22 protein-coding genes are annotated in these 20,288 nt (G+C 40.7%); 15 read left to right on the forward strand and 7 right to left on the reverse strand.

Features of this window, described 5'->3' with window-relative positions; all coding sequences use genetic code 11:
* The first annotated feature begins 125 nt into the window (after positions 1-125).
* The 9 genes from N9I19_RS15345 to N9I19_RS25260 all read left to right on the forward strand — a co-directional run bounded on the left by N9I19_RS15345 (position 126) and on the right by N9I19_RS25260 (position 8,911).
* Entirely contained in the window at positions 126-668 is a 543-nt protein-coding gene (locus N9I19_RS15345) for a glycerol-3-phosphate responsive antiterminator (RefSeq protein WP_048683275.1), read from the forward strand.
* Positions 669-897: 229 nt separating this feature from the next.
* Positions 898-1,722 carry an MIP/aquaporin family protein gene (locus N9I19_RS15350; RefSeq protein WP_125161642.1) on the forward strand — a complete coding sequence of 275 codons (825 nt, stop codon included), beginning with the start codon at positions 898-900 and terminating at the stop codon, positions 1,720-1,722.
* A 24-nt stretch (positions 1,723-1,746) separates the two neighbouring features.
* A complete protein-coding gene (gene glpK / locus N9I19_RS15355) occupies positions 1,747-3,237 on the forward strand; it encodes a glycerol kinase GlpK (RefSeq protein ID WP_317778295.1) in 1,491 nt (496 codons plus the stop codon).
* Between the two features lie 173 nt (positions 3,238-3,410).
* A complete protein-coding gene (locus N9I19_RS15360) occupies positions 3,411-3,779 on the forward strand; it encodes a hypothetical protein (RefSeq protein WP_317778296.1) in 369 nt (122 codons plus the stop codon).
* Positions 3,780-3,817: 38 nt separating this feature from the next.
* On the forward strand, positions 3,818-5,470 hold the full coding sequence (locus N9I19_RS15365) for a glycerol-3-phosphate dehydrogenase/oxidase (RefSeq protein WP_317778297.1): 1,653 nt from the start codon (positions 3,818-3,820) through the stop codon (positions 5,468-5,470).
* Between the two features lie 204 nt (positions 5,471-5,674).
* Positions 5,675-7,129, forward strand: coding sequence for an alanine/glycine:cation symporter family protein (locus N9I19_RS15370; protein WP_284469395.1), 1,455 nt, complete (start codon positions 5,675-5,677; stop codon positions 7,127-7,129).
* Between the two features lie 206 nt (positions 7,130-7,335).
* The gene (locus N9I19_RS15375; RefSeq protein WP_317778298.1) at positions 7,336-8,040 is read left to right on the forward strand and encodes an MBL fold metallo-hydrolase; all 705 of its coding nucleotides are present in this window, start codon (positions 7,336-7,338) and stop codon (positions 8,038-8,040) included.
* Positions 8,041-8,058: 18 nt separating this feature from the next.
* Positions 8,059-8,658 carry a TetR/AcrR family transcriptional regulator gene (locus N9I19_RS15380; RefSeq protein WP_317778299.1) on the forward strand — a complete coding sequence of 200 codons (600 nt, stop codon included), beginning with the start codon at positions 8,059-8,061 and terminating at the stop codon, positions 8,656-8,658.
* A 25-nt stretch (positions 8,659-8,683) separates the two neighbouring features.
* A complete protein-coding gene (locus N9I19_RS25260) occupies positions 8,684-8,911 on the forward strand; it encodes a YrdB family protein (RefSeq protein WP_411730453.1) in 228 nt (75 codons plus the stop codon).
* A gap of 208 nt (positions 8,912-9,119) precedes the next feature.
* Here the strand turns inward: N9I19_RS25260 and N9I19_RS15385 are convergent, their stop codons facing one another.
* Both N9I19_RS15385 and N9I19_RS15390 read right to left on the reverse strand, forming a co-directional pair.
* On the reverse strand, positions 9,120-10,556 hold the full coding sequence (locus N9I19_RS15385; RefSeq protein WP_317778300.1) for a 4-hydroxyphenylacetate 3-hydroxylase family protein: 1,437 nt from the start codon (positions 10,554-10,556) through the stop codon (positions 9,120-9,122).
* A gap of 101 nt (positions 10,557-10,657) precedes the next feature.
* Positions 10,658-11,128 carry a cysteine dioxygenase gene (locus tag N9I19_RS15390; RefSeq protein WP_089361787.1) on the reverse strand — a complete coding sequence of 157 codons (471 nt, stop codon included), beginning with the start codon at positions 11,126-11,128 and terminating at the stop codon, positions 10,658-10,660.
* Positions 11,129-11,399: 271 nt separating this feature from the next.
* Here N9I19_RS15390 and N9I19_RS15395 point away from each other — a divergent pair, with 271 nt between their 5' ends.
* Complete coding sequence (locus N9I19_RS15395; protein WP_061465352.1) at positions 11,400-11,822, forward strand: RrF2 family transcriptional regulator; 423 nt, start codon at positions 11,400-11,402, stop codon at positions 11,820-11,822.
* A gap of 182 nt (positions 11,823-12,004) precedes the next feature.
* On the opposite strand, the gene N9I19_RS15400 is transcribed toward N9I19_RS15395, so the two are convergent.
* From N9I19_RS15400 to N9I19_RS15415, 4 genes are all read right to left on the reverse strand, one after another.
* Positions 12,005-13,225: a PucR family transcriptional regulator gene (locus tag N9I19_RS15400; protein WP_284469414.1), complete on the reverse strand. Its 1,221-nt coding sequence runs from the start codon at positions 13,223-13,225 to the stop codon at positions 12,005-12,007.
* Positions 13,226-13,352: 127 nt separating this feature from the next.
* Positions 13,353-14,822, reverse strand: a complete 1,470-nt coding sequence (gene putP / locus N9I19_RS15405; RefSeq protein ID WP_317778301.1) for a sodium/proline symporter PutP — start codon at positions 14,820-14,822, stop codon at positions 13,353-13,355.
* A 165-nt stretch (positions 14,823-14,987) separates the two neighbouring features.
* Positions 14,988-16,529 (reverse strand): L-glutamate gamma-semialdehyde dehydrogenase, encoded by a 1,542-nt coding sequence (gene pruA, locus N9I19_RS15410; protein WP_317778302.1) that lies wholly within the window; start codon positions 16,527-16,529, stop codon positions 14,988-14,990.
* A gap of 62 nt (positions 16,530-16,591) precedes the next feature.
* Positions 16,592-17,509: a proline dehydrogenase family protein gene (locus N9I19_RS15415; RefSeq protein ID WP_317778303.1), complete on the reverse strand. Its 918-nt coding sequence runs from the start codon at positions 17,507-17,509 to the stop codon at positions 16,592-16,594.
* Positions 17,510-17,920: 411 nt separating this feature from the next.
* On the opposite strand from N9I19_RS15415, the gene N9I19_RS15420 reads away from it, so the two are divergent.
* The 3 genes from N9I19_RS15420 (at position 17,921) to N9I19_RS15430 (ending at position 18,703) form a co-directional block, all read left to right on the forward strand.
* The gene (locus tag N9I19_RS15420) at positions 17,921-18,097 is read left to right on the forward strand and encodes a hypothetical protein (protein ID WP_176431794.1); all 177 of its coding nucleotides are present in this window, start codon (positions 17,921-17,923) and stop codon (positions 18,095-18,097) included.
* Between the two features lie 195 nt (positions 18,098-18,292).
* Positions 18,293-18,430, forward strand: coding sequence for an ASCH domain-containing protein (locus N9I19_RS15425; protein ID WP_317778304.1), 138 nt, complete (start codon positions 18,293-18,295; stop codon positions 18,428-18,430).
* A gap of 18 nt (positions 18,431-18,448) precedes the next feature.
* Positions 18,449-18,703 carry a hypothetical protein gene (locus N9I19_RS15430; RefSeq protein WP_317778305.1) on the forward strand — a complete coding sequence of 85 codons (255 nt, stop codon included), beginning with the start codon at positions 18,449-18,451 and terminating at the stop codon, positions 18,701-18,703.
* Between the two features lie 64 nt (positions 18,704-18,767).
* Here the strand turns inward: N9I19_RS15430 and N9I19_RS15435 are convergent, their stop codons facing one another.
* A complete protein-coding gene (locus N9I19_RS15435; RefSeq protein WP_061465348.1) occupies positions 18,768-18,998 on the reverse strand; it encodes a helix-turn-helix domain-containing protein in 231 nt (76 codons plus the stop codon).
* A 455-nt stretch (positions 18,999-19,453) separates the two neighbouring features.
* Between N9I19_RS15435 and N9I19_RS15440 the strand changes: the two genes are divergently transcribed.
* The gene (locus N9I19_RS15440; RefSeq protein ID WP_061465347.1) at positions 19,454-19,849 is read left to right on the forward strand and encodes a VOC family protein; all 396 of its coding nucleotides are present in this window, start codon (positions 19,454-19,456) and stop codon (positions 19,847-19,849) included.
* Between the two features lie 23 nt (positions 19,850-19,872).
* Positions 19,873-20,244: an MmcQ/YjbR family DNA-binding protein gene (locus N9I19_RS15445; protein ID WP_317778306.1), complete on the forward strand. Its 372-nt coding sequence runs from the start codon at positions 19,873-19,875 to the stop codon at positions 20,242-20,244.
* Positions 20,245-20,288: the final 44 nt, after the last annotated feature.

The raw sequence follows: 20,288 nt of genomic DNA on the forward strand, positions 1-20,288 counted from the left end.
GGGATGCCAGGTATGTTAGTGTAAGGGTAGGTTGAAATGCCATACCTCACAATGTGTTTGATAAATCAAGCTCAATAAAATATACTAAATTACTTATAGTTTTCCAGGAAATAAGGGGGGAAATAATGGACCAGAAGATTTTGCCTGCTTCAGCAAGCATGAAGGATTTCGAAAGATTTTTAGAAAGTTCCTATGAAATAGGTGTGTTTCTTGATTTGCATATATCACAATTGAAAAACGTAAGTATGATGGCAAAGCAGCATAATAAGAAAATGATTTATCATGTCGATTTGATCCATGGCATAAGAAGTGATGAATATGCGACAGAATTCATTTGCCAGGAGTATAATCCATATGGGTTGATATCGACTAAATCAAGCGTCATTTTGAAAGCGAAGCAAAAAGGGGTCATTGCCATCCAGCGAATCTTTTTAATAGATTCACATGCTCTGGAGAAAAGTTATAAGCTGGTGCAGAAAACCAAGCCGGATTATATCGAAGTTTTGCCGGGCGCCATGCCATGGATGATTAAGGAAGTGAAGGAACGATTACAAACACCGATTTTTGCAGGCGGCCTCATACGTACTTCGGATGAAGTCCTGAACGCCCTTGATGCTGGAGCTTCGTCAATCACCACTTCCAAAACTGAATTATGGGATATCGTTTAATGGGGTCGAACGAGGAAGTTGAAAAAAATTACAGAAAAATAGAATAATTCCTCGCAAAATAATTGACAGCGTTTTCACAAACTAGTATATTGTAAATTATAAGTTAATATATGTGACGGAGACTAGGAGATTCACAACAGATATACTCATTATTATTATGAGGATATTTCTGCTGTGAATCTCCTTTTTTATTTGGTTTTTAAAATTTATCAGGGGAGGGGTTTTATTCATGACTCCATTTTGGGGAGAAGTAGTAGGCACGATGATTTTAATTTTATTTGGTGCAGGCATTGGGGCGGGATCTTCCTTAAAAGGATCTTATGCCAAGGATGCTGGCTGGATTGTCATCACGATTGCGTGGGGACTGGCTGTTACAATGGGTGTCTTTGCAGTGGGTTCCATAAGCGGGGCACATTTAAACCCGGCTGTTACAGTAGCATTAGCTATCAATGGAGATTTTCCTTGGGCTGATGTGCCAGGGTACATCATGGCCCAAATGATAGGGGCAATTATAGGTGCGACTCTTGTATTCCTACATTATTTACCTCACTGGAAAGCTACGGAGGATCCAGGTACAAAGCTTGGTGTGTTTTCAACCTCACCGGCTATCCCACATACTTTTTCAAATCTATTAAGTGAAATGATTGGTACGTTCATCCTTGTTCTTGGCTTATTGTTTATTGGAGCCGGCGAGTTTACAGAAGGTCTGAACCCATTTGCTGTCGGTTTATTGATTGTTGTTATCGGGATGTCGCTAGGAGGAACGACAGGCTATGCCATAAACCCTGCCCGTGACCTTGGACCTCGTATTGCTCACTTCCTGCTGCCAATACCGGGTAAGGGAAAATCAAATTGGGGCTATGCTTGGATTCCTGTTGTTGGTCCGATTGTCGGTGGAGCACTTGGAGCTGTTTTCTATAAAGCGGTCTTTTTAGGTGAATTGACGACAGCCTTTTGGGCTGTTTTAGGAGCAAGTCTGATAATATTGGTGTTAGCATATACTTTTGGCAAAAAGCAATCAAGTGAGTTAGAAATTAGCAACATGGCTAGTTAAATTAAAAAAGGGGGGAAACACAGTATGGAAAAATATATCTTATCATTGGATCAAGGAACAACTAGTTCACGGGCGATTTTGTTTAACGAAAAAGGCGAGATCGTCCACTCGTCCCAAAAGGAATTCACGCAGCATTTCCCTAAGCCGGGCTGGGTCGAGCATAACGCCAATGAGATTTGGGGATCAATTTTAGCGGTAATTGCTGGTGTACTATCGGAATCAGGTGTAAAGCCAGAGCAAATTGCCGGTATCGGGATCACCAATCAGCGTGAAACGGCAGTCGTTTGGGATAAGGAAACGGGTACCCCTGTTTATAATGCGATTGTATGGCAGTCAAGGCAAACAAGTGAAATCTGTGATGATTTGAAGGAGAAGGGACTTAATGATCTATTCCGGGATAAAACGGGATTGTTGATAGATGCTTATTTTTCCGGAACGAAAGTGAAATGGATCCTCGATAATGTGGAAGGGGCACGACAAAGGGCAGATGAAGACAAGCTGTTATTCGGTACCATCGATACTTGGCTGATCTGGAAGCTTTCAGGAGGCAAAGCTCACGTAACGGACTATTCCAATGCATCCCGGACATTGATGTACAATATCCATGAACTGAAATGGGATGAAGAACTGCTGGAGATATTGACTGTGCCGAAGTCGATGCTGCCAGAGGTTAGACCTTCTTCCGAAGTGTATGCCCATACGATTGAATATCATTTCTTCGGCCAGTCGATTCCAATCGCAGGAGCAGCCGGTGACCAACAGGCGGCATTATTTGGCCAAGCTTGTTTTAATGAAGGAATGGCAAAAAATACGTATGGAACAGGTTGTTTCATGCTTATGAATACGGGAGCCAAGGCTGTCAGTTCCGAACACGGACTATTGACGACACTTGCTTGGGGATTGAATGGGAAGGTTGAATATGCATTGGAAGGCAGTATATTCGTAGCTGGCTCCGCAATCCAATGGCTGCGTGATGGTCTGCGGATGCTTAATGATGCCAAGGACAGCGAAGCTTATGCAAAGCGGGTGGAAAGTACAGATGGAGTATATGTAGTACCGGCTTTTGTAGGCCTTGGGACTCCATATTGGGACAGTGAAGTACGGGGAGCCATTTTTGGTTTGACGCGCGGGACATCAAAAGAACATTTCATTCGTGCCACACTTGAATCACTGGCGTATCAAACGAAGGATGTCCTTGATGCAATGGAGGCGGATTCGGGAATCGAGCTGCAGACATTGAGAGTGGATGGCGGGGCAGTCAAAAATGACTTTTTAATGCAGTTCCAAAGCGATTTATTACAGGTGCCAGTCGAAAGGCCGACAATAAACGAAACTACGGCACTCGGGTCGGCGTATTTGGCGGGCCTTGCTGTCGGGTATTGGAAGGATCAAGAAGAAATATCTCAGCAATGGGCGGTGGACAAAACCTTTAAACCATCCATGGAAGTGCAAGATAGAGATAAATTATATGAAGGCTGGAAAAAAGCTGTACATGCAGCAATGGCTTTTAAATAAAAAACAAAGCGAAGTCTTTCTAATATAAGCTAGAGTATGATATACTAAAATCAAGTTAATAACTCGGCCGGAGAACAGGAGAGACCATGAATGCGTTATCGTGAATTCGATAATGTGCATTTATGGTCTCTCTTTTTTGTTTTTAAAGGCAGATTAGGGATATTAATATCTATATGGACACTATGAGAACAAATGAACCAATTGAATATAAGGGTAAACAGCGCGAACTCACGAGTAAACAGCGCGAACTCACGAGTAAACGTGCAGAACTCACGAGTAAACAGCGCGAATTCACGAGTAAACGTGCAGAATTCACGAGTAAACAGCGCGAATTCACGAGTAAACGTGCAGAATTCACGAGTAAACAGCGCGAATTCACGAGTAAACAGTGCGAACTCACGAGTAAACAGCGCGAACTCACGAGTAAACAGCGCGAATTCACGAGTAAACAGCGCGAATTCACGAGTAAACGTGCAGAATTCACGAGTAAACAGCACGAATTGACGAGTAAACGTGTAGAACTCACGAGTAATACAGGCTAATTGACAATGGAAGGCATTACTTAAAGGAGGAGTCAGGCATGAGGTTTTCAAATTTATATCGGAAAGAAACGATCGAACTTCTGAAAAAAGAAAAATATGATGTGGTAGTCATTGGTGGGGGAATTACCGGTGCAGGAATTGCCCTGGATGCAACGACCCGTGGAATGAAAGTGGCATTGGTTGAAATGCAGGACTTTGCGGCAGGCACATCAAGCCGTTCAACAAAGCTTGTCCATGGTGGTCTGCGATATCTTAAGCAATTTGAAATAAAAATGGTTGCTGAGGTTGGAAAAGAGAGAGAGATTGTTTATGAAAATGGGCCACATGTGACTACACCAGAAAGAATGCTGCTCCCGATGCATAAAGGCGGCACCTTTGGGAAATTTAGTACATCCATTGGACTCCGAGTCTATGATTTCCTGGCAGGCGTTAAGAAAAGCGAACGAAGGAAAATGCTATCGGTTAGTGAAACACTGAAAATGGAACCCCTTGTAAAGAAAGAAGGGCTTAAAGGCGGAGGCCATTATGTTGAATACCGGACAGATGATGCACGTCTGACGATCGAAGTCATGAAGGCAGCAGTCGATAAAGGTGCAACACCGATAAATTATACAAAGGTAGAAAAATTATTGTATGAAAATGGAAAGGTGAACGGCGTCCAAGTTGCTGATTTACTTTCGGGTGATGTTTATGATATATACGCAGACAAAGTTATTAATGCAGCAGGTCCATGGGTTGATTCCATCCGAGAGAAAGACCAATCGAAAAAAGGGAAAACGCTGAAGTTATCAAAAGGTGTTCATGTGGTCATCGACCAATCGAAATTCCCATTGAAGCAGGCGCTTTATTTTGATACACCAGATGGACGGATGATTTTTGCCATCCCGAGAGCCGGTAAGGCTTATGTAGGGACTACGGACACTTTTTATGATGGTGATCCTGCAGTGCCAACCGTTACATCCGAAGACCGTGCCTATTTATTAAAGGCGATAGATTATATGTTTCCGGAAGTGGAAATTTCGGATGAAGATATCGAATCAAGCTGGGCTGGAGTGAGACCGTTGATTCTTGAAGAAGGAAAAGATCCTTCTGAAATATCAAGGAAAGATGAAATTTGGGAGTCCGATTCGGGCCTTATCACGATTGCTGGAGGGAAATTGACCGGTTATCGCAAAATGGCAAAAACGACGGTCGACCTTGTGGCAGGGAAGCTTTCCCAGCAGTCCAATAAGACTTACCGAGCCAGCAGCACTAAAGGAATGCCGATTTCGGGCGGGGATGTCGGGGGATCAAGCAACTTCTCCTATTATATCAAGCAAAATATTCAAATGGGGGTAGACTCAGGACTTGCTGTTAAAGACTCCGAGGATATATTGGCTATGTACGGGTCTAACGCACCTGTGTTATTCAATATCGCCAAAAGCGAAGGAAACGGAGGAATAAGCACTGGTGTTCCGCAGAAGTTGTTCGTACAGCTGAAATACGCACTTGATCATGAAATGGCTGCAACTCCAGTGGACTTCTTCTTCCGCAGGACCGGCACCTTGTTATTCGATATTGATTTAGTCCAAACGCATAAAAATGCAGTGATCGATTATATGGCTGGATATTTTGGATGGTCAGAATCGACAAAAATGGAGAGAACCAATCAATTGGAGCAGGAAATACTCAGTGCGATTAGAGTATCTTGACCTATATGCAAAAACATGACGCCGGCGGAATTGCTGGCGTTTTTTTCAATTCGGGAGGAAAGTATGGATATCTCAGTTGGAAAAATAAAAGAATGGCATGTTAGGTCTTTTGACGCAAAAACTATTGTTTAATGCATTAAGATGAAATATAATCAAAAATAGATAAGTTTGAATTTTCAAAATATAATCAAAGGGGGAGCTTGATTGTCTGATTTTATTACGGCTTTAAATGGAGTTTTATGGAGCACGCCAGTCATTTACATTTTATTGGGAGTAGGTTTAGTATTCTCGATTTTGACCCGTTTTCTGCAAGTGAGGCATATTAAGGAAATGGTCGTTTTGATGTTCCAAGGGAAAAGTTCAGAAGCGGGCGTTTCCTCTTTCCAGGCTTTATCCATAGCTCTTTCGGGTCGGGTCGGTACAGGTAACATTGCTGGCGTGGCGACGGCTATCGCTTTTGGTGGTCCTGGTGCCGTTTTTTGGATGTGGGCCATAGCCTTCATAGGAGCATCAAGTGCGTTTGTGGAATCGACCTTAGCTCAAATATATAAAGTCAAACAAGACGGTCAATATCGAGGGGGCCCTGCCTATTATATTGAAAAAGGAATGGGAGTGAAGTGGTTCGCTGTTCTCTTTGCACTCGCTGCACTAATAGCCATGGCCGTGCTGATGCCTGGTGTCCAGTCCAATTCAATTGCTGCCGGAATGGAGAATGCATTTGGCATTAAACCTGCAATCACAGGTATAGCTATCATCCTTTTACTTGGTTTCATTATATTCGGTGGTGTAAAACGGATAGCTAATGCTGCGCAAATAATCGTACCGTTCATGGCCCTGGGCTATATATTACTTTCTGTTGTCATCGTCATAATGAATATTACAGAATTACCAGATGTCATTTCATTAATATTCAGAAGTGCCTTCGGGATGGATTCTGCATTTGGCGGGCTCATCGGAATGGCGATAGCCTGGGGAGTGAAACGCGGAGTTTATTCGAATGAGGCGGGGCAAGGCACAGGTGCTCACCCGGCTGCTGCGGCAGAAGTTTCGCACCCTGCCAAACAAGGTCTTGTACAAGCATTTTCTGTCTATATCGATACATTGTTCGTTTGTTCTGCTACAGCATTTATGATTTTATTCACAGGCATGTATAATACACAAGCAGAAAATGGTTCATATATTGTCAATAATTTAGGAAAAGTAACACCGGGTCCGGGGTATACACAAGCAGCCATCGATAGCGCAGTACCGGGATTTGGTGCTGGGTTTGTTGCTGTTGCGCTTTTCTTCTTCGCTTTTACGACGATCATGGCATACTATTATATTGCAGAAACGAATATTGCTTATTTAATGCGCAAGCGGAATAGTAAGTGGGCCATGTTTGCATTGAAACTCATCATTCTTGCGGCCAGTTTCTATGGAACCATTCGTACGGCAGAGCTGGCTTGGGCATTAGGTGATGCTGGATTAGGGATTATGGTATGGCTCAATGTCATTGCCATTTTAATTCTCGCTAAACCAGCACTTATTACCTTAAAGGATTATGAGAGGCAAAAGAAGAAAGGTTTGGATCCCGTTTTCGACCCCAAACCGTTAGGCATTAAGAACGCCGATTTTTGGGAGAATGAATATGTCGGCGACAAGGAAAATGTTTCCTGAAAATAAATTGATATGATGTGATACATGAAAAACCAGCTCAAGGTAATTGAGAGCTGGTTTTTTATGGTTTTTTCGATAACTAGGATATTTTGTTAGCATTATTGTGAGACTGAAAGTTTTAGTTAATTGTGGAATAATATTGTAAAACTAATCATATTAGTTTTATTATTAATTATATTAGTTTAGAGGGAGGAGTTTGATTAAAGATGAAGATGACAAAGGTTGGTACAGTATTTCAACTATCTTTCATGCCACGTGTATTTCCCGTAAACTGTTATTTAGTAGAGGAAGAGAATAGCCTTACACTAGTAGATGCAGCATTACCCTATAGCGGAAAAAGCATAATGAAAGCGGCGCAAATTATTGGAAAACCGATAACAAGAATAATAGTTACTCATGCTCATGATGATCATGTTGGTGCACTTGACGGGCTAAAAGCATCAATGCCTGATGTACAAGTGAGTATTTCTATTAGGGAAGCATCATTACTTGCTGGTGATGTCACGCTCCTGCAAAATGAAAACCCAATCCGTGGCGGAGTCCCTAAGAATATTCAAACTCGACCAGACTTACTGCTTAAAGAGGGTGACCGTATCGGTTCATTGGAAGTTATTTATTCACCTGGACATACCCCTGGTTCGATATCGCTTCTTGATACCCGTAATCATAGTTTAATTGTCGGGGATGCCCTGCAAACAAGAGGTGGAACTGCGGTTTCTGGAATGATCAAACCTTTATTTCCATTCCCGGCCTTTGCCACATGGGATAAACTCATCGCACTTGAAAGTGCAAAGAAATTAAGAAGTCATAAACCAGCTTTACTTGCTGTAGGTCATGGAAAGATGCTGGAACACCCTGGGAATTCTATGGACAGAGCAATAGTTGAAGCCGAATTAAAACTTCAACAATGAAAAAGGAGGTTAAAATGAATGTCTCAACGTATAAGGTTGGATTTGTCTATCATTTTACAGAAAGCGACTGAACTAGTTGATGAAAACGGCCTTGATCATCTTACTTTAGGCCAGTTGGCTGAAGAATTACAAATACGGCCCCCCTCGTTATATAACCATTTAGACGGCCTAAATGGATTAAAACAGAAACTAGCAGTAAATGGAGTTAAAAAACTTTATGAATACATGATTCAAGCAGCAGTGGGACGTTCCGGTGATGATGCAATCAGGGCACTTAGTGAGGCGTATGTTGAATTTACTAGAGTTCATCCAGGCCTTTATGATGCCACCACCCGTTTTCAAAATTCTGAAGACATGGAATTACAGCAAGCACAGCAAGCAGTTGTGGAGCTTGTTGTCCAAGTACTACAAGCCTATGATTTAAAGGAAGAAATGGCGATTCACTTGGTGAGAGGATTAAGGAGTATTTTACATGGTTTTACTTCAATTGAAAAAATGGGTGGGTTTGGAATGCCAATTGATATCGATAAAAGTTTTTCTATTCTGCTAAATACATATATAGAGGGAATCCATTCAATTGTAATGAATAAAGATAAATATGATCTGGTGGAAGGTTAAAATGGGTTTTCTGGCAGTCTTGCAAATGGTAAACTTATCCCTTCGATTTTCATTAGAAATTTTTGCACTTGCTGTATACGGTCATTGGGGTTTCAAAGTGGGAAATGCCGGTATTATGAAAGGTATTTTAAGCATTGTCATCCCACTTGGAATAGCGGTCCTCTGGGGGTTATTTGGTTCCCCTAGGCCAGTATACAACTATCAGCGAAACTTCATTTCATGCTGGAGGCATTTATTTTCTTGGTTCCAGTAGGATTACTTTTGTCCCTTAAAAGCGTTAAATTAGCTTGGATCTATGGAGTTATCGTGATTTTAAATAGATTTTTCATGTGGCTCTTGGATCAATAAAGTGCAAAGTTAAAGAAGGTTTTCAAATTACAGTACCTGTTTCATCATGGTCTTCCGCTTAAATCAAAGCTGATGGACTTCCTGCTTGGAATATTTTGCTGTGACCCTAACTATTAATGATCTAAATATTTTTCTAACATTTGTTTAAATCTTTTTTTATCATAATTATTATACTGATTAGCTATATTGCGTATTGGATCTCCTGCATAAAAACGTTCATATAATTCATGCCTAGATCCTAAAGGACTCCCCACAAGATCCCAGGCTAATTTAAATAGTTTTGTTCTCTTTTCTGCCTCCAGATTCGCTCCTTTAAAATATTTTTTCAGCAAATCCGATAAGGGACTTTGGAAGTCCTGTACACTTGAGGGTAATTGAATGAATCCTCCGGCTCCTATGAGCTGTAAAATTTCTATGGCACGGGGATAATATTTGGTCCCGAGGTTTCTTGCTGTTTCAATGTACGTGAAATTTGGGATGAACGTTTGATATTGATCTAGATTTCCTTCCCTTTCCGAAGCTATCAATAATGCTCTAATCGTTTCAACCTGGATTAATAGTTCCCCTATTTTTTCTTGAACATGCAGATAGGCATCGGCCCCTATTGCTTCAGCAATCTCACAAGCTATTGCTGTAACGAATTCCAGCTTAGTTAATAACCGAACGATAGCCTGATGGTACGCTAAGCCATTTGATGCGGGATTCAATTTAATTTGCAGCAAAGCATCAGCGTTGTCGTAAAGTAAAACACGTTCCCAGGGGACGAATACATTGTCAAAAATTAATAAAGCATCCATCTCGTCGTACCTTGAACTTAGAGGAGAATCCACTATTTTTGTCTGATTTGCAGCAAAGGATTCCCGACAAACCATATGCAATCCAGGAGAGTTGGCCGCAACAATAAGCATATGAGCTATGGATTCCTGTTCTTCTTTCAGATTTACGAGGGGATATACAATTAAATCATTCGAATAGGGTGCTGCGGTACCAATCATTTTGGCTCCACTTAAGAAAACACCATCACTCGTCTTTTTTGTAATTCTTAATAATCCTAGATCCTTTATATCTTTGAAGGATTGATTGGCACGGTTAATCTGAGGATCTCGTTGCACTACACTTAAAAAAAGATTCTTATCTCTTGCTTCCTCATAATAAGCTTTAATTTTATGGGGAAAGTGTTCATCAAACTTTTTATAGTCCTCCCGCGATGCATACCATCCTGTTAACCTTGATCTAGCATAGTCTGACAAACGGCTCATCACGCCATCTGTTGTTTGACTCCAAGTTTCAAAAGCTATCCTCCTCCTCAGTAAATCATCATAAGAGTGTGGAACTAAAAAGGCTGAATGGACAAACCCTTTCGTTTTAGGACTAAGGTAGCCTACCGAGTTTCTCTTTTGTGAATCATCCATCATATTAAATAACTCAGAGATCGTAGTTAATGTACCTTTAAAGTTCTCATCTGTTGTGACATCAATTTTTGTTCCGTTTAACCAAACACTTCTTCCGTCTTGTAAGCTTTGGATAAATTGATCGCCTTGCGAATTCATAACATCCTCCTAATGAACCATGGTTTTTTTGATTGTGAAATATAACATCTCTTTCTCTTTTAGATTATTTGATATACTCATATATTTGGATGATGATTATCTTATGGGGAAGTATAGATTGTTCCGCCTTTTAATGGTGGAGTGTAAATATGAAAGGTAATAACAGGAGAAGTGGTGGGATTATACATCATGTGAATGGTATCTTCTTTAACAAGGAGGATATCATTTTGGGAAAACTCCTCTATTTGATCATAAATTGGATTAGATTCTTTGTCTTCCGACTTATATAATACGTTTAAAAAATCACCAGCTACCACAAAAATGCATCCAATAGACAATCCATGATCATGGATAAAAGTCCTGGCCATACTAGGTAAATGAATGACAATTACTTCGACATTTTCGGATTTGTAAATAACATTCCTTCCGTATTCTAAATCCATCGGTTCAGTAACATACTTAGAAACCTCATGAAAAGTTAGATTTAAAGATTGAACGGCTTGTACTAAATTACCTTCATCATACGAGGGTAAATTATCGAAAGTGCATTTGACAGACTCTAAAAAATCCATTCTTCGCGTCTCCTTGCAAATAAGATAGTGTTCATTTTTTACAATGAGGAAGTTGAACTTGTCCCGTTATTAAAGGGTTTTAATATTTTCTTTCTATATTAAATTGATTCCATAGAAACATGATTAAATTTGTCAACTTTCTGAAATATAGTATGAATAAAGTATATAGATGTGCATTTCCAGGAATGAAATAGACACAAAATTCCACGTATATAATCTTCATTCATAAAATAGCATGATATAAAGTGTATTGGCTGGGAGTGATGATCATATGAAGATTTCAAGTAAGGGGGAATATGCATTAAGAGCTTTAATAGCTTTAGCAAAGAACGAAAAAGGACTCATGCAGATAAAAGATGTTGCGAATGAGACGTTAGTGTCGCCTCAATATCTGGAGCAAATTCTCTTACATTTAAAAAGTCACGGTTATGTTAAAAGTAAAAGGGGGGTCTACGGAGGGTATAGCTTAAAGGAATTGCCCAATCAGATTATCATTGGAAACGTAATTCGGGACTTAGAAGGACCGCTTGCCCCTATGAGCTGTGTAAGTATTACAGCATATGAATATTGTCCCCTTGAAGATAATAACTGTTTATTAAAACCCCTTTGGGCACTGATTAGAGATCAAGTGGCAGAATTGCTGGATCATACAACTTTGGAAGATCTTTTGGAAGGTAATATTTATAAAAATTAATCGGTGTCAAAATCATATGCATCCCACTGACTATGCAAGTGTATAGGTAAATAAAACAGCCGATTGGACTTGATATGATAAAAGCGTACAAACAATGTATAAGGAGAGAGGAACACGGCAGAATAGCTGCTTTTCCTCTCTCCTTAGATGTTTGAAGCTCTCGGCCTCAAAATAGGAATGCCTTAAGATCTCTGCTTTATAAGCTGTAAATCGATGTATAGTTGCATTCTTGAATGAAAGTCATCAAAATCGATTGAGGTGAGATCGGTTATTTGATTCAATCTATATTTCAATGTGTTGGTATGAATGTATAGCTGTTCAGCTGTCGGTTTGATCCGGCAATTGTTAAACAGATATATTTCCATTGTTTGAAGGAGTTTGGTTTGGCTTTCCTGGTCCTTCTTTTGAAGTATCTCTAAATCCGTATTGATATAATTCGTTTTAGTATGATGGTTGGAGATCATTTCGAGGTAACGGAAAATCCCAAGCTTGCTATATTGGAAGGGGAGCTGTTCAGGTTCACCGATGAACTTGGCTGCGTTGATCACTTCAAGGGCTTCGAGATAGGATTTTCTTAATTGAAGAATCGAAGAATACTCATTTCCGATTCCCGGGAACACCCTTTGATCATTGAATTGGGCAAGAACCGTGTTCGTTAAATCATTGGCGCTATCAGAAAGCAGGTCTTTCCCTTTACCATTGCTGCCAATCAGGACGATGATTTTCAATTGGTTTGTGAATACATGGGAAAAATGATTCAATGCATTGGCGAATAGACTGACTGTATCCGCTAATTCATCGAAATGTTCCGCATCGGATTGAGCGATGGTAAAGACATTAATAAGGAATGTTTCCGGAATGAGAAGATTCATATTGGCTGCTTCCCATTTTATTTGGTTTTCAGTTTGATAGACTTCGTCAATGACCTTTTGATAAAACTCATTTTTCTCTTCATCTTTTTTCATGTTTATCTGTTTTTTCTGATAGAGGAGCTTGCCAATATGATGGGAAACCTCATGTAAAAATTCCAATTCGGAATCAGTCATCATTTCCGTTTCTTGGACCCAAATGAATCCGAATACCTGCCCTTTGTGGACAGCGCTTACAACGACTCTTTGATTTAAGCCGATTTCCTCGATTTGTTTCACCCTAAATGGATGCTCCACCGTTTTAAGCTGTTCGACAATGCCCTCATCCATGAATTTCTCCAGAATTGGAATCGGCCAATGCTTTGTGAAGATGGTTTGCCGATTGGCTTGGTCGAAGTGTTCGATATAATATGAACTATATGCCAGCAATAAAAATTGGTCATTTTCGATGACGACTGGTTTTTTTAAATAAGTGCTGACCATATCCGTTATATCGTTGATGTTTGTGAGAGTCAGGATTTTTTCTAATGACATATATGGCCCCCTGTTTTTTGAATTGGAAGATAACTTAGTTTAATAATACTTTTAAACGGAAGATGTGTATAGGGGCAAGAACAAAGAAGGAACGGTATATGAAAAAATACCGTTCCTTTTAGGGGTTTTATTTTTGTTTTAAAGTTTTTTCGAATTCTTCGAATTTCGCTTCTACTTCTTTTGATGGTTTTGCTGTTAGAAGACTGACCAGGACGATGGCAATCAAGCTTGCGCCAAAACCAGGAATCATTTCATAAAGCGTATTGGATAATCCGGCCATGGACCAGAAGATTACAGTAGCGGCACCAACGACCATCCCTGCTAATGCCCCCCATCTTGTCATCCGTTTCCAGCAGAGGCTTAGTAAGACCAATGGACCGAATGAAGAACCGAATCCAGCCCACGCGTACCCGACAAGTCCAAGGATCGTGTCATTTTTCTCCCAAGAGAGAATAAGCGCGATGATTGAAATGATCAGTACGGAAAGTCTGCCGAGGAAAACAAGTTCTTTATCTGAAGCGGAACGACGGAAGAAGGTTTTGTATATATCCTCGGTTAAAGAGCTGGCTGTAACCAAAAGCTGCGAAGAAATCGTGCTCATGACGGCTGCCAGTATTGCTGAAATCAAGAAACCAGTAATGAATGGGTGAAATAGTATTTCCCCTAACTCTATGAAAATCGTTTCAGGATCAGCTAACTTCAGGTTGTTCTGGGAATAATACGTGATTCCGATGAATCCAGTCAACATCGCACCGATACTGGAGAAAATCATCCAGCTCATCCCGATATTACGGGCTTTCTTTATTTCCTTAACAGAACTGATTGCCATAAAGCGGACAATGATATGAGGCTGTCCGAAGTAACCCAGTCCCCAGGCAAACAATGAGATGATGCCTAAAAAGCTCGTCCCTGTGAAAATGTTCAATAGAGCTGGATCAATGGAACGTGGCGTGTCGATCGAAGGACCGAAACCGCCAACATGGAAAAGGGTGACGATCGGTACAAGAACCAGGGCAACGACCATGATGATTCCTTGAACAAAGTCTGTCCAGCTTACTGCCAGGAATCCGCCGAATAAAGTATAGGCAACGACGACACCTGTCAAGATCCATAAACCTGTATGGTAATCAAGGCCAAATGTACTTTGGAATAACACTCCGCCTGATACCATTCCGGAAGAAACGTAAAAGGTAAAGAATATTAGGATAACCAAAGCGGAAATGAGTCTTAAGATCCGTGAGCCCTCGCCAAAACGATTTTCCAGGAAAGCGGGGATCGTAATGGAGTTATTGGCGACTTCCGTATAGGTTCTCAATCTTGGTGCAACATACAGCCAGTTCGCGTAGGCTCCTAATGTCAGCCCGATTACGATCCAGATTGAACTTAGTCCTGTTGCGAACATGGCACCAGGCATCCCCATTAAAAGCCAACCGCTCATATCAGCGGCACCGGCGCTTAATGCAGTGACAGCAGGTCCAAGACCCCGGTCGCCCAGCATATAATCATTTAAATTGGATGTCCTTTTGTAAGCGAAGTAACCGATGAGAAGCATGCCAGCCATGTAAATGCTGATCGAAATTATTAATGCGTAATCCATAAAAGACTCCCTTCGTGATGAAATATATAAATTTTTGTTTTAAAAGAGGAAGCAACCTATTTGTCACTTCCTCCATTTAACTTCATTTTGGTTTCCGTATCCAGAATGGAGGATACGAAAACCATAGGGATTCAAATCATCTTCAAATAGCTCAATGGAACATTATCAGTATGTTTCGGATGTTGTTTTGGCTTGCATATGAAGCTGCAAGTAGTCCGGTCCGCCTGCCTTGGAATCAGTTCCTGACATGTTGAACCCGCCGAATGGCTGATAACCTACGATTGCACCAGTACAGCCGCGGTTGAAATACAAGTTACCGACATGGAATTCTTCGCGTGCCTTTTCCATGTTAAGGCGATTTGTCGTAATGACAGCCCCAGTCAAACCATATTCAGTGTTATTGGCAATCTCAAGAGCCTCGTTAAAGTCCTTCGCTTTTGTGAAGGCAACGACTGGCCCGAAGATTTCTTCTTGCATCAAGCGGCCTTGCGGATCGACATCAGCAACGATTGTCGGTTGAACGAAGTAGCCTGTAGAGCTATCTCCTTCTCCTCCAGTCAAAATGCGTCCTTCTTGGTTTCCGATTTCAACGTAGCTCATGATTTTATCAAAAGCTGCTTGATCGATGACAGGCCCCATGAAATGATTTTCTACAGGATTACCAACTGTAAGCTGTTTTGTTAATTCAACAGCGCGAGCTAAAACCTGATCATACACATCTTCTACGATGACAGCACGGGAGCAAGCAGAACATTTTTGTCCCGAGAAGCCAAATGCAGATTTCACGATCGATTGAGCAGCCAATTCAAGATCTGCCTCTTTGTCGACGACGATCGTATCTTTTCCGCCCATTTCAGCAATGACACGCTTCAGCCAAACTTGGCCTTCATTCACTTCTGAAGCACGTTTGTAAATGCGCAGACCTACATCACGTGAACCTGTGAAGGAGATGAAACGTGTTTTAGGATGATCGACCAGGTAGTCGCCGACCTCTGCCCCGCTTCCTGGAACGAAATTCAACACACCTGCTGGAAGGCCGGCTTCAAGCATCACTTCAACGAATTTCGCAGCAACAATAGGCGTAGTCGAAGCTGGTTTCAATAGGATTGTGTTACCAGTTACGATAGCCGCAACAGCTGTACCTGCCATGATGGCAAATGGGAAGTTCCAAGGAGAAATGATGATGCCGACTCCTAATGGAATGTAATCATAGCGGTTAAATTCTCCTGGACGGCTTTGAACTGGCACACCATCTTTAAGCGTCAACATTTGACGGGCATAGAATTCAAGGAAATCGATCGCTTCCGCTGTATCGGCATCAGCCTCATTCCAAGGTTTTCCCGCTTCTTTCGTCAATAACGCAGAGAACTCATGCTTGCGTCTGCGAATGATGGCAGCAGCTTTGAATAAAACGTCAGCACGGATTTCCGGCTTCACTTTTTTCCAGCTTTCAAAAGCGGTAACAGCTTCTTGCATGGCTTTTTCAGCAAGGTCCCTATTCGCTTTCGATACGCGGCCGATGACCTCTTGCTTATCTGCAGGGTTATATGAAACGATTTTCTCATCAGTCGTCACTTGCTCTGCACCGATATAAAGAGGGTAGTCTTGCCCTAAGTAGCCTTCAACAGTTTGAAGAGCCTCCTGATAAGCTTTCTTGTTTTCCTCGTTTGTAAAATCGACAAATGGTTCATGTTTATATGAAATCATTGATAATCACACCTTTTAATAGATTTTTTGTAGCAATCAAGAATGTTGAATATTGAATATATTTAGCTTCTGACCATCCCTTTGAAGGCAAAAGCAATATTGGATGGCCTTTCCGCAAGCCTTCTCATGAAGTATCCATACCAATCCAGACCATATGGTACATAGACGCGCATTTTGTAACCTTGCTTGACCAATTCGTATTGAGTCTTGTTCCTCATGCCATAAAGCATTTGGAATTCGAATTGTGTATTTGGGATGTCATATTTCTTGGCCAGCTCTTTTGTATATTCGATGATTTTGTCATCATGTGAGGCAATGGCCGTATAATTTCCGTTAAGAAGACTTTGCTTAATCAACTTTTTATAGTTTTCATCTACATCATCCTTTTCGGGAAAAGCCACCTCGGGAGATTCCTTGTAGGCACCCTTTACGAGACGCAGGAATGGCTTATATTGGGCAAGGTCATCCAAATCTTTCTCTGTGCGGAATAAATATGCTTGTAGAACAGTACTTATGCAGCTGTATTTTTCTTTGAAATGTCTAAAGATATCGATTGTAGCCTGACAGCGAACTTCATCTTCCATATCGATTGTGACCATGACTTTATGTTTTTCTGCTGTATCAAGGATTTTCGTCATATTCTCAATGACGAGATTATGATCGATATCTAGTCCCAATGAAGTCATTTTTAGGGAAACTTGTGAATCAAGTTTTTCCCTGCTGATCATTTCGATGGTTTCGATGCATTCTGCCGTCCGTTCCTGAGTCACTTCCTTGGAATCAACGAATTCCCCAAGATGGTCGACAGTAACCGACAAGCCACTATTATTAAGTTGTTTGATGAATTTAATGGAACTTTGGAAATCAGTTCCCCCAATGATCTTTCCAGCAGCAAAACTTCCGCCGCTTTTCTTAGCAATATTATTAAGCAGATTATTTTTAGATAAGAATAAGAAAAAGTCTCTTGTAATGGCTTCCATATAAGCGCACCCCCTAAGAAGATGTATTTCAATAAATTAAGCTTACGATTTTTCGACAATTTTCACAATGTTCTAAAAAAACAATAATAATGCCTCGCTTTTGTCGGTTATGGACAAATGAAAAGGTTTTCATTTCAGCATTTTTAGTGGAAAGAAGGGGAGGTTTATATATTTACTTAAAGAGAAAAGCTAGAAGGTAAGACAATAAGTAGAAAGAGATAACGGAAATGAAATTAGATAGTACGTTTAGAGGTGCTAACTCGACCATAATCATCCAATGCGTTATAATGAACCTTATTTACCAGAATGGGTGCAAGGGTTCAAAGAAACACGATTTATGAAGCTGTTCAGAATTTAAATGGGTGAAAACCGTAAAAATAAGTTGCATCGGCAAGCCGGGGAGGGTAAGAAATGGGTGCTGTATTTGATGCTGTATTTGAAGAACTTAAAGAAACATCAGGATTGATAATAGGCTTAATATTGGCTCTGGTTATAATGGGGCTGATCGGTTATGCCCTCACGAATGTCCGTGGAGCCGTTGTTTCACCTTTTGTTCGCTTCATTAAGAAACTGGTCAGTCGAAAATAGATGTAGCGGAATACATACATCCCCCTTTGTCCCTAACCGATAACAAGCCCTTGTTTAAAGAAATCCTGCAGGGTTTGTCTAAAAAGGACAAATGAACTGCAAGATATTAACATATCATCCGAAAATGAAGAAAATCCCCCGCTCTTAATGGAAGTGGGGGATTTTAATTTTTAAATTCAGTTGGGGGCCGTTGGAATGAAGGTATTATCAATGATCCAGCCTTGGGCGAGTCTATTTGTCCTGGGAGAGGTCAAATATGAAACAAGGTCGTTGAGAACGATTCGTGGTCCGCTGACGATTCATACTAGTGAAAAAATGGATAAGGCTTTCTGAAGCGAGAAGCCAATCCAGTTGTTGCTTGGTAAGCATGGATACTCAAAGGGCAACCTCCCAACTGGTATGATCATTGGTATATGTAAGCATGAAAATTGTTTAAAGGTAAATGAAAATAACGGGATGCAGGCATTACTACAATCGTTATCAGGCAATGATTATTTCTTAGGAGACTATAAACTGGGAGGGTACGCTTGGGAAGTTAAGGACATGCAGCTGCTGGATGACTTTATTCCAGTGAAAGGAAAGCATGGATCATGGGAGCCTGGATAAGGAGAGTATGAACAGTATTGAACAAATACATTTAGCCCCGGCCATTACGCTAGGGCCTTTTTGTTTACAAATCAAAGTAGTCATCTGCCTTTGCTCCAGCATCTATACTTCGAACTGCCTTCATGATTTTCTTTAATACTCCAGCTGATGGCACATACTTTGGATCGCTGCAAACTCTGCTTATTGTATTGCGTGAGATTCCAGACGCACTTACAAACTCCTCTTGTGAATATCCGTGCTTATCGATGAATTTACCGACCTTACTTCGCGCCTTACCTTTCCCGAATCTAAACATTTTGATAACCTCCTAGATTTAATTTACTAGCAGTCTCGTCCAATTTTCACAAAAATATACACATAGTTTCGCAAATATTTGGTATCACGGACAAAGTGAGCAATTGGATGTATTGTGGAGTCGAAGGTTTCTGCGGATAACGCAGTGACTATTCACTATAGAATAAGAAATTAAAAGAATTAATTATTAAAAAAATAATTGAAAAGATATGTAGTAGGAGCATGAAGCCGATTCTGTTGGTCGGAACTATCTATATTTTGAAGAACGGTTCCTGTTATCATTCTAAAAGGTTTATATCAGGATGTATGATGAGGCTCTAAAAATTGATTTAATCTCAATTGGAATAATTGTATTTATTTCCATATCTATTATAATAATAAGTGGGATATTGTAAGCGAAAACACTGGATAATTTAATGAATTGGTTAATTCTTGTAAAAAGTAGGAGGGGATCTCATGGGAAGATTAGTTCATTTCGAAATTCATGTAGATGATATGGAACGGGCAAAGAAGTTTTATGGAGAGGTATTCGGATGGTCATTTCAAGATTGGAGTGATTATGCAGGAATGCCTTACTTTGGAGCAGTAACTGGCGAGGAGAATGAACCTGGGGTCAATGGAGCTTTGATGCAGCGTCAAAGTGCTCCGCCGGAAACAAACCAAGCTTTAAATGCATTTGCTTGTACAATGGGAGTGGAAAATTACGATGTAACGGAAGCTAAAATTATTGAGATTGGCGGTAAGGTCGCCAAGCCCAAATATGCCCTGCCTGGAATGGCGTGGCAAGGATACTATATTGATACAGAAGGAAATATATTCGGAATTCATCAACCCGATGTGAATGCAAAATAGATTTTATAATAGGTGAATGGAACATGAAATTACATGACACGGCAGGCATGCTTGAAAATGTACGTAATATCTGTCTTGCGCTGCCCGAAGCTGTCGAACATATTGATGGTTTTGGTCACAATACTTTTAAAATCAATGGAAAGTCCTTCGTGATTTCAGGCAAAAGTGAGAATGGATTCAGATTGTCGTTCAAGTCAGATCGGGAAACCCAAGAATTTTTGCTGCAGAAAGAGAATTTTTTCAAAACACCGTATATAGGACGTCACGGCTGGGTCTCCATTCAAAATCCGGATGGGGAAGGCTGGGGTGAATTGACCATTCTAATTCAAGAAGCCTATTTACGTGCGGCACCGAAGCGTTTGGTTAAGAAATACGAAGAGTTTCATAAAAAGTGAAGAAAGGCGGATGATCTGCCTTCTTCACTTTTTTACTTTCTTTT

Source organism: Peribacillus sp. CSMR9 (genome assembly GCF_033141925.1).
GTDB lineage: Bacteria > Bacillota > Bacilli > Bacillales > DSM-1321 > Peribacillus > Peribacillus simplex_A.

What these genes read in the sequence shown, in the direction of transcription:
- N9I19_RS15345 (WP_048683275.1), top strand. Translation starts at nt 126, where the DNA reads ATGGACCAGAAGATTTTGCCTGCTTCAGCAAGCATGAAGGATTTCGAA.
- N9I19_RS15350 (WP_125161642.1), top strand. Translation starts at nt 898, where the DNA reads ATGACTCCATTTTGGGGAGAAGTAGTAGGCACGATGATTTTAATTTTA.
- glpK (WP_317778295.1), top strand. Translation starts at nt 1,747, where the DNA reads ATGGAAAAATATATCTTATCATTGGATCAAGGAACAACTAGTTCACGG.
- N9I19_RS15360 (WP_317778296.1), top strand. Translation starts at nt 3,411, where the DNA reads ATGGACACTATGAGAACAAATGAACCAATTGAATATAAGGGTAAACAG.
- N9I19_RS15365 (WP_317778297.1), top strand. Translation starts at nt 3,818, where the DNA reads ATGAGGTTTTCAAATTTATATCGGAAAGAAACGATCGAACTTCTGAAA.
- N9I19_RS15375 (WP_317778298.1), top strand. Translation starts at nt 7,336, where the DNA reads ATGAAGATGACAAAGGTTGGTACAGTATTTCAACTATCTTTCATGCCA.
- N9I19_RS15380 (WP_317778299.1), top strand. Translation starts at nt 8,059, where the DNA reads ATGTCTCAACGTATAAGGTTGGATTTGTCTATCATTTTACAGAAAGCG.
- N9I19_RS25260 (WP_411730453.1), top strand. Translation starts at nt 8,684, where the DNA reads ATGGTAAACTTATCCCTTCGATTTTCATTAGAAATTTTTGCACTTGCT.
- N9I19_RS15385 (WP_317778300.1), bottom strand. Translation starts at nt 10,556, where the DNA reads ATGAATTCGCAAGGCGATCAATTTATCCAAAGCTTACAAGACGGAAGA.
- N9I19_RS15390 (WP_089361787.1), bottom strand. Translation starts at nt 11,128, where the DNA reads ATGGATTTTTTAGAGTCTGTCAAATGCACTTTCGATAATTTACCCTCG.
- N9I19_RS15395 (WP_061465352.1), top strand. Translation starts at nt 11,400, where the DNA reads ATGAAGATTTCAAGTAAGGGGGAATATGCATTAAGAGCTTTAATAGCT.
- N9I19_RS15400 (WP_284469414.1), bottom strand. Translation starts at nt 13,225, where the DNA reads ATGTCATTAGAAAAAATCCTGACTCTCACAAACATCAACGATATAACG.
- putP (WP_317778301.1), bottom strand. Translation starts at nt 14,822, where the DNA reads ATGGATTACGCATTAATAATTTCGATCAGCATTTACATGGCTGGCATG.
- pruA (WP_317778302.1), bottom strand. Translation starts at nt 16,529, where the DNA reads ATGATTTCATATAAACATGAACCATTTGTCGATTTTACAAACGAGGAA.
- N9I19_RS15415 (WP_317778303.1), bottom strand. Translation starts at nt 17,509, where the DNA reads ATGGAAGCCATTACAAGAGACTTTTTCTTATTCTTATCTAAAAATAAT.
- N9I19_RS15420 (WP_176431794.1), top strand. Translation starts at nt 17,921, where the DNA reads ATGGGTGCTGTATTTGATGCTGTATTTGAAGAACTTAAAGAAACATCA.
- N9I19_RS15425 (WP_317778304.1), top strand. Translation starts at nt 18,293, where the DNA reads ATGAAGGTATTATCAATGATCCAGCCTTGGGCGAGTCTATTTGTCCTG.
- N9I19_RS15435 (WP_061465348.1), bottom strand. Translation starts at nt 18,998, where the DNA reads ATGTTTAGATTCGGGAAAGGTAAGGCGCGAAGTAAGGTCGGTAAATTC.
- N9I19_RS15440 (WP_061465347.1), top strand. Translation starts at nt 19,454, where the DNA reads ATGGGAAGATTAGTTCATTTCGAAATTCATGTAGATGATATGGAACGG.
- N9I19_RS15445 (WP_317778306.1), top strand. Translation starts at nt 19,873, where the DNA reads ATGAAATTACATGACACGGCAGGCATGCTTGAAAATGTACGTAATATC.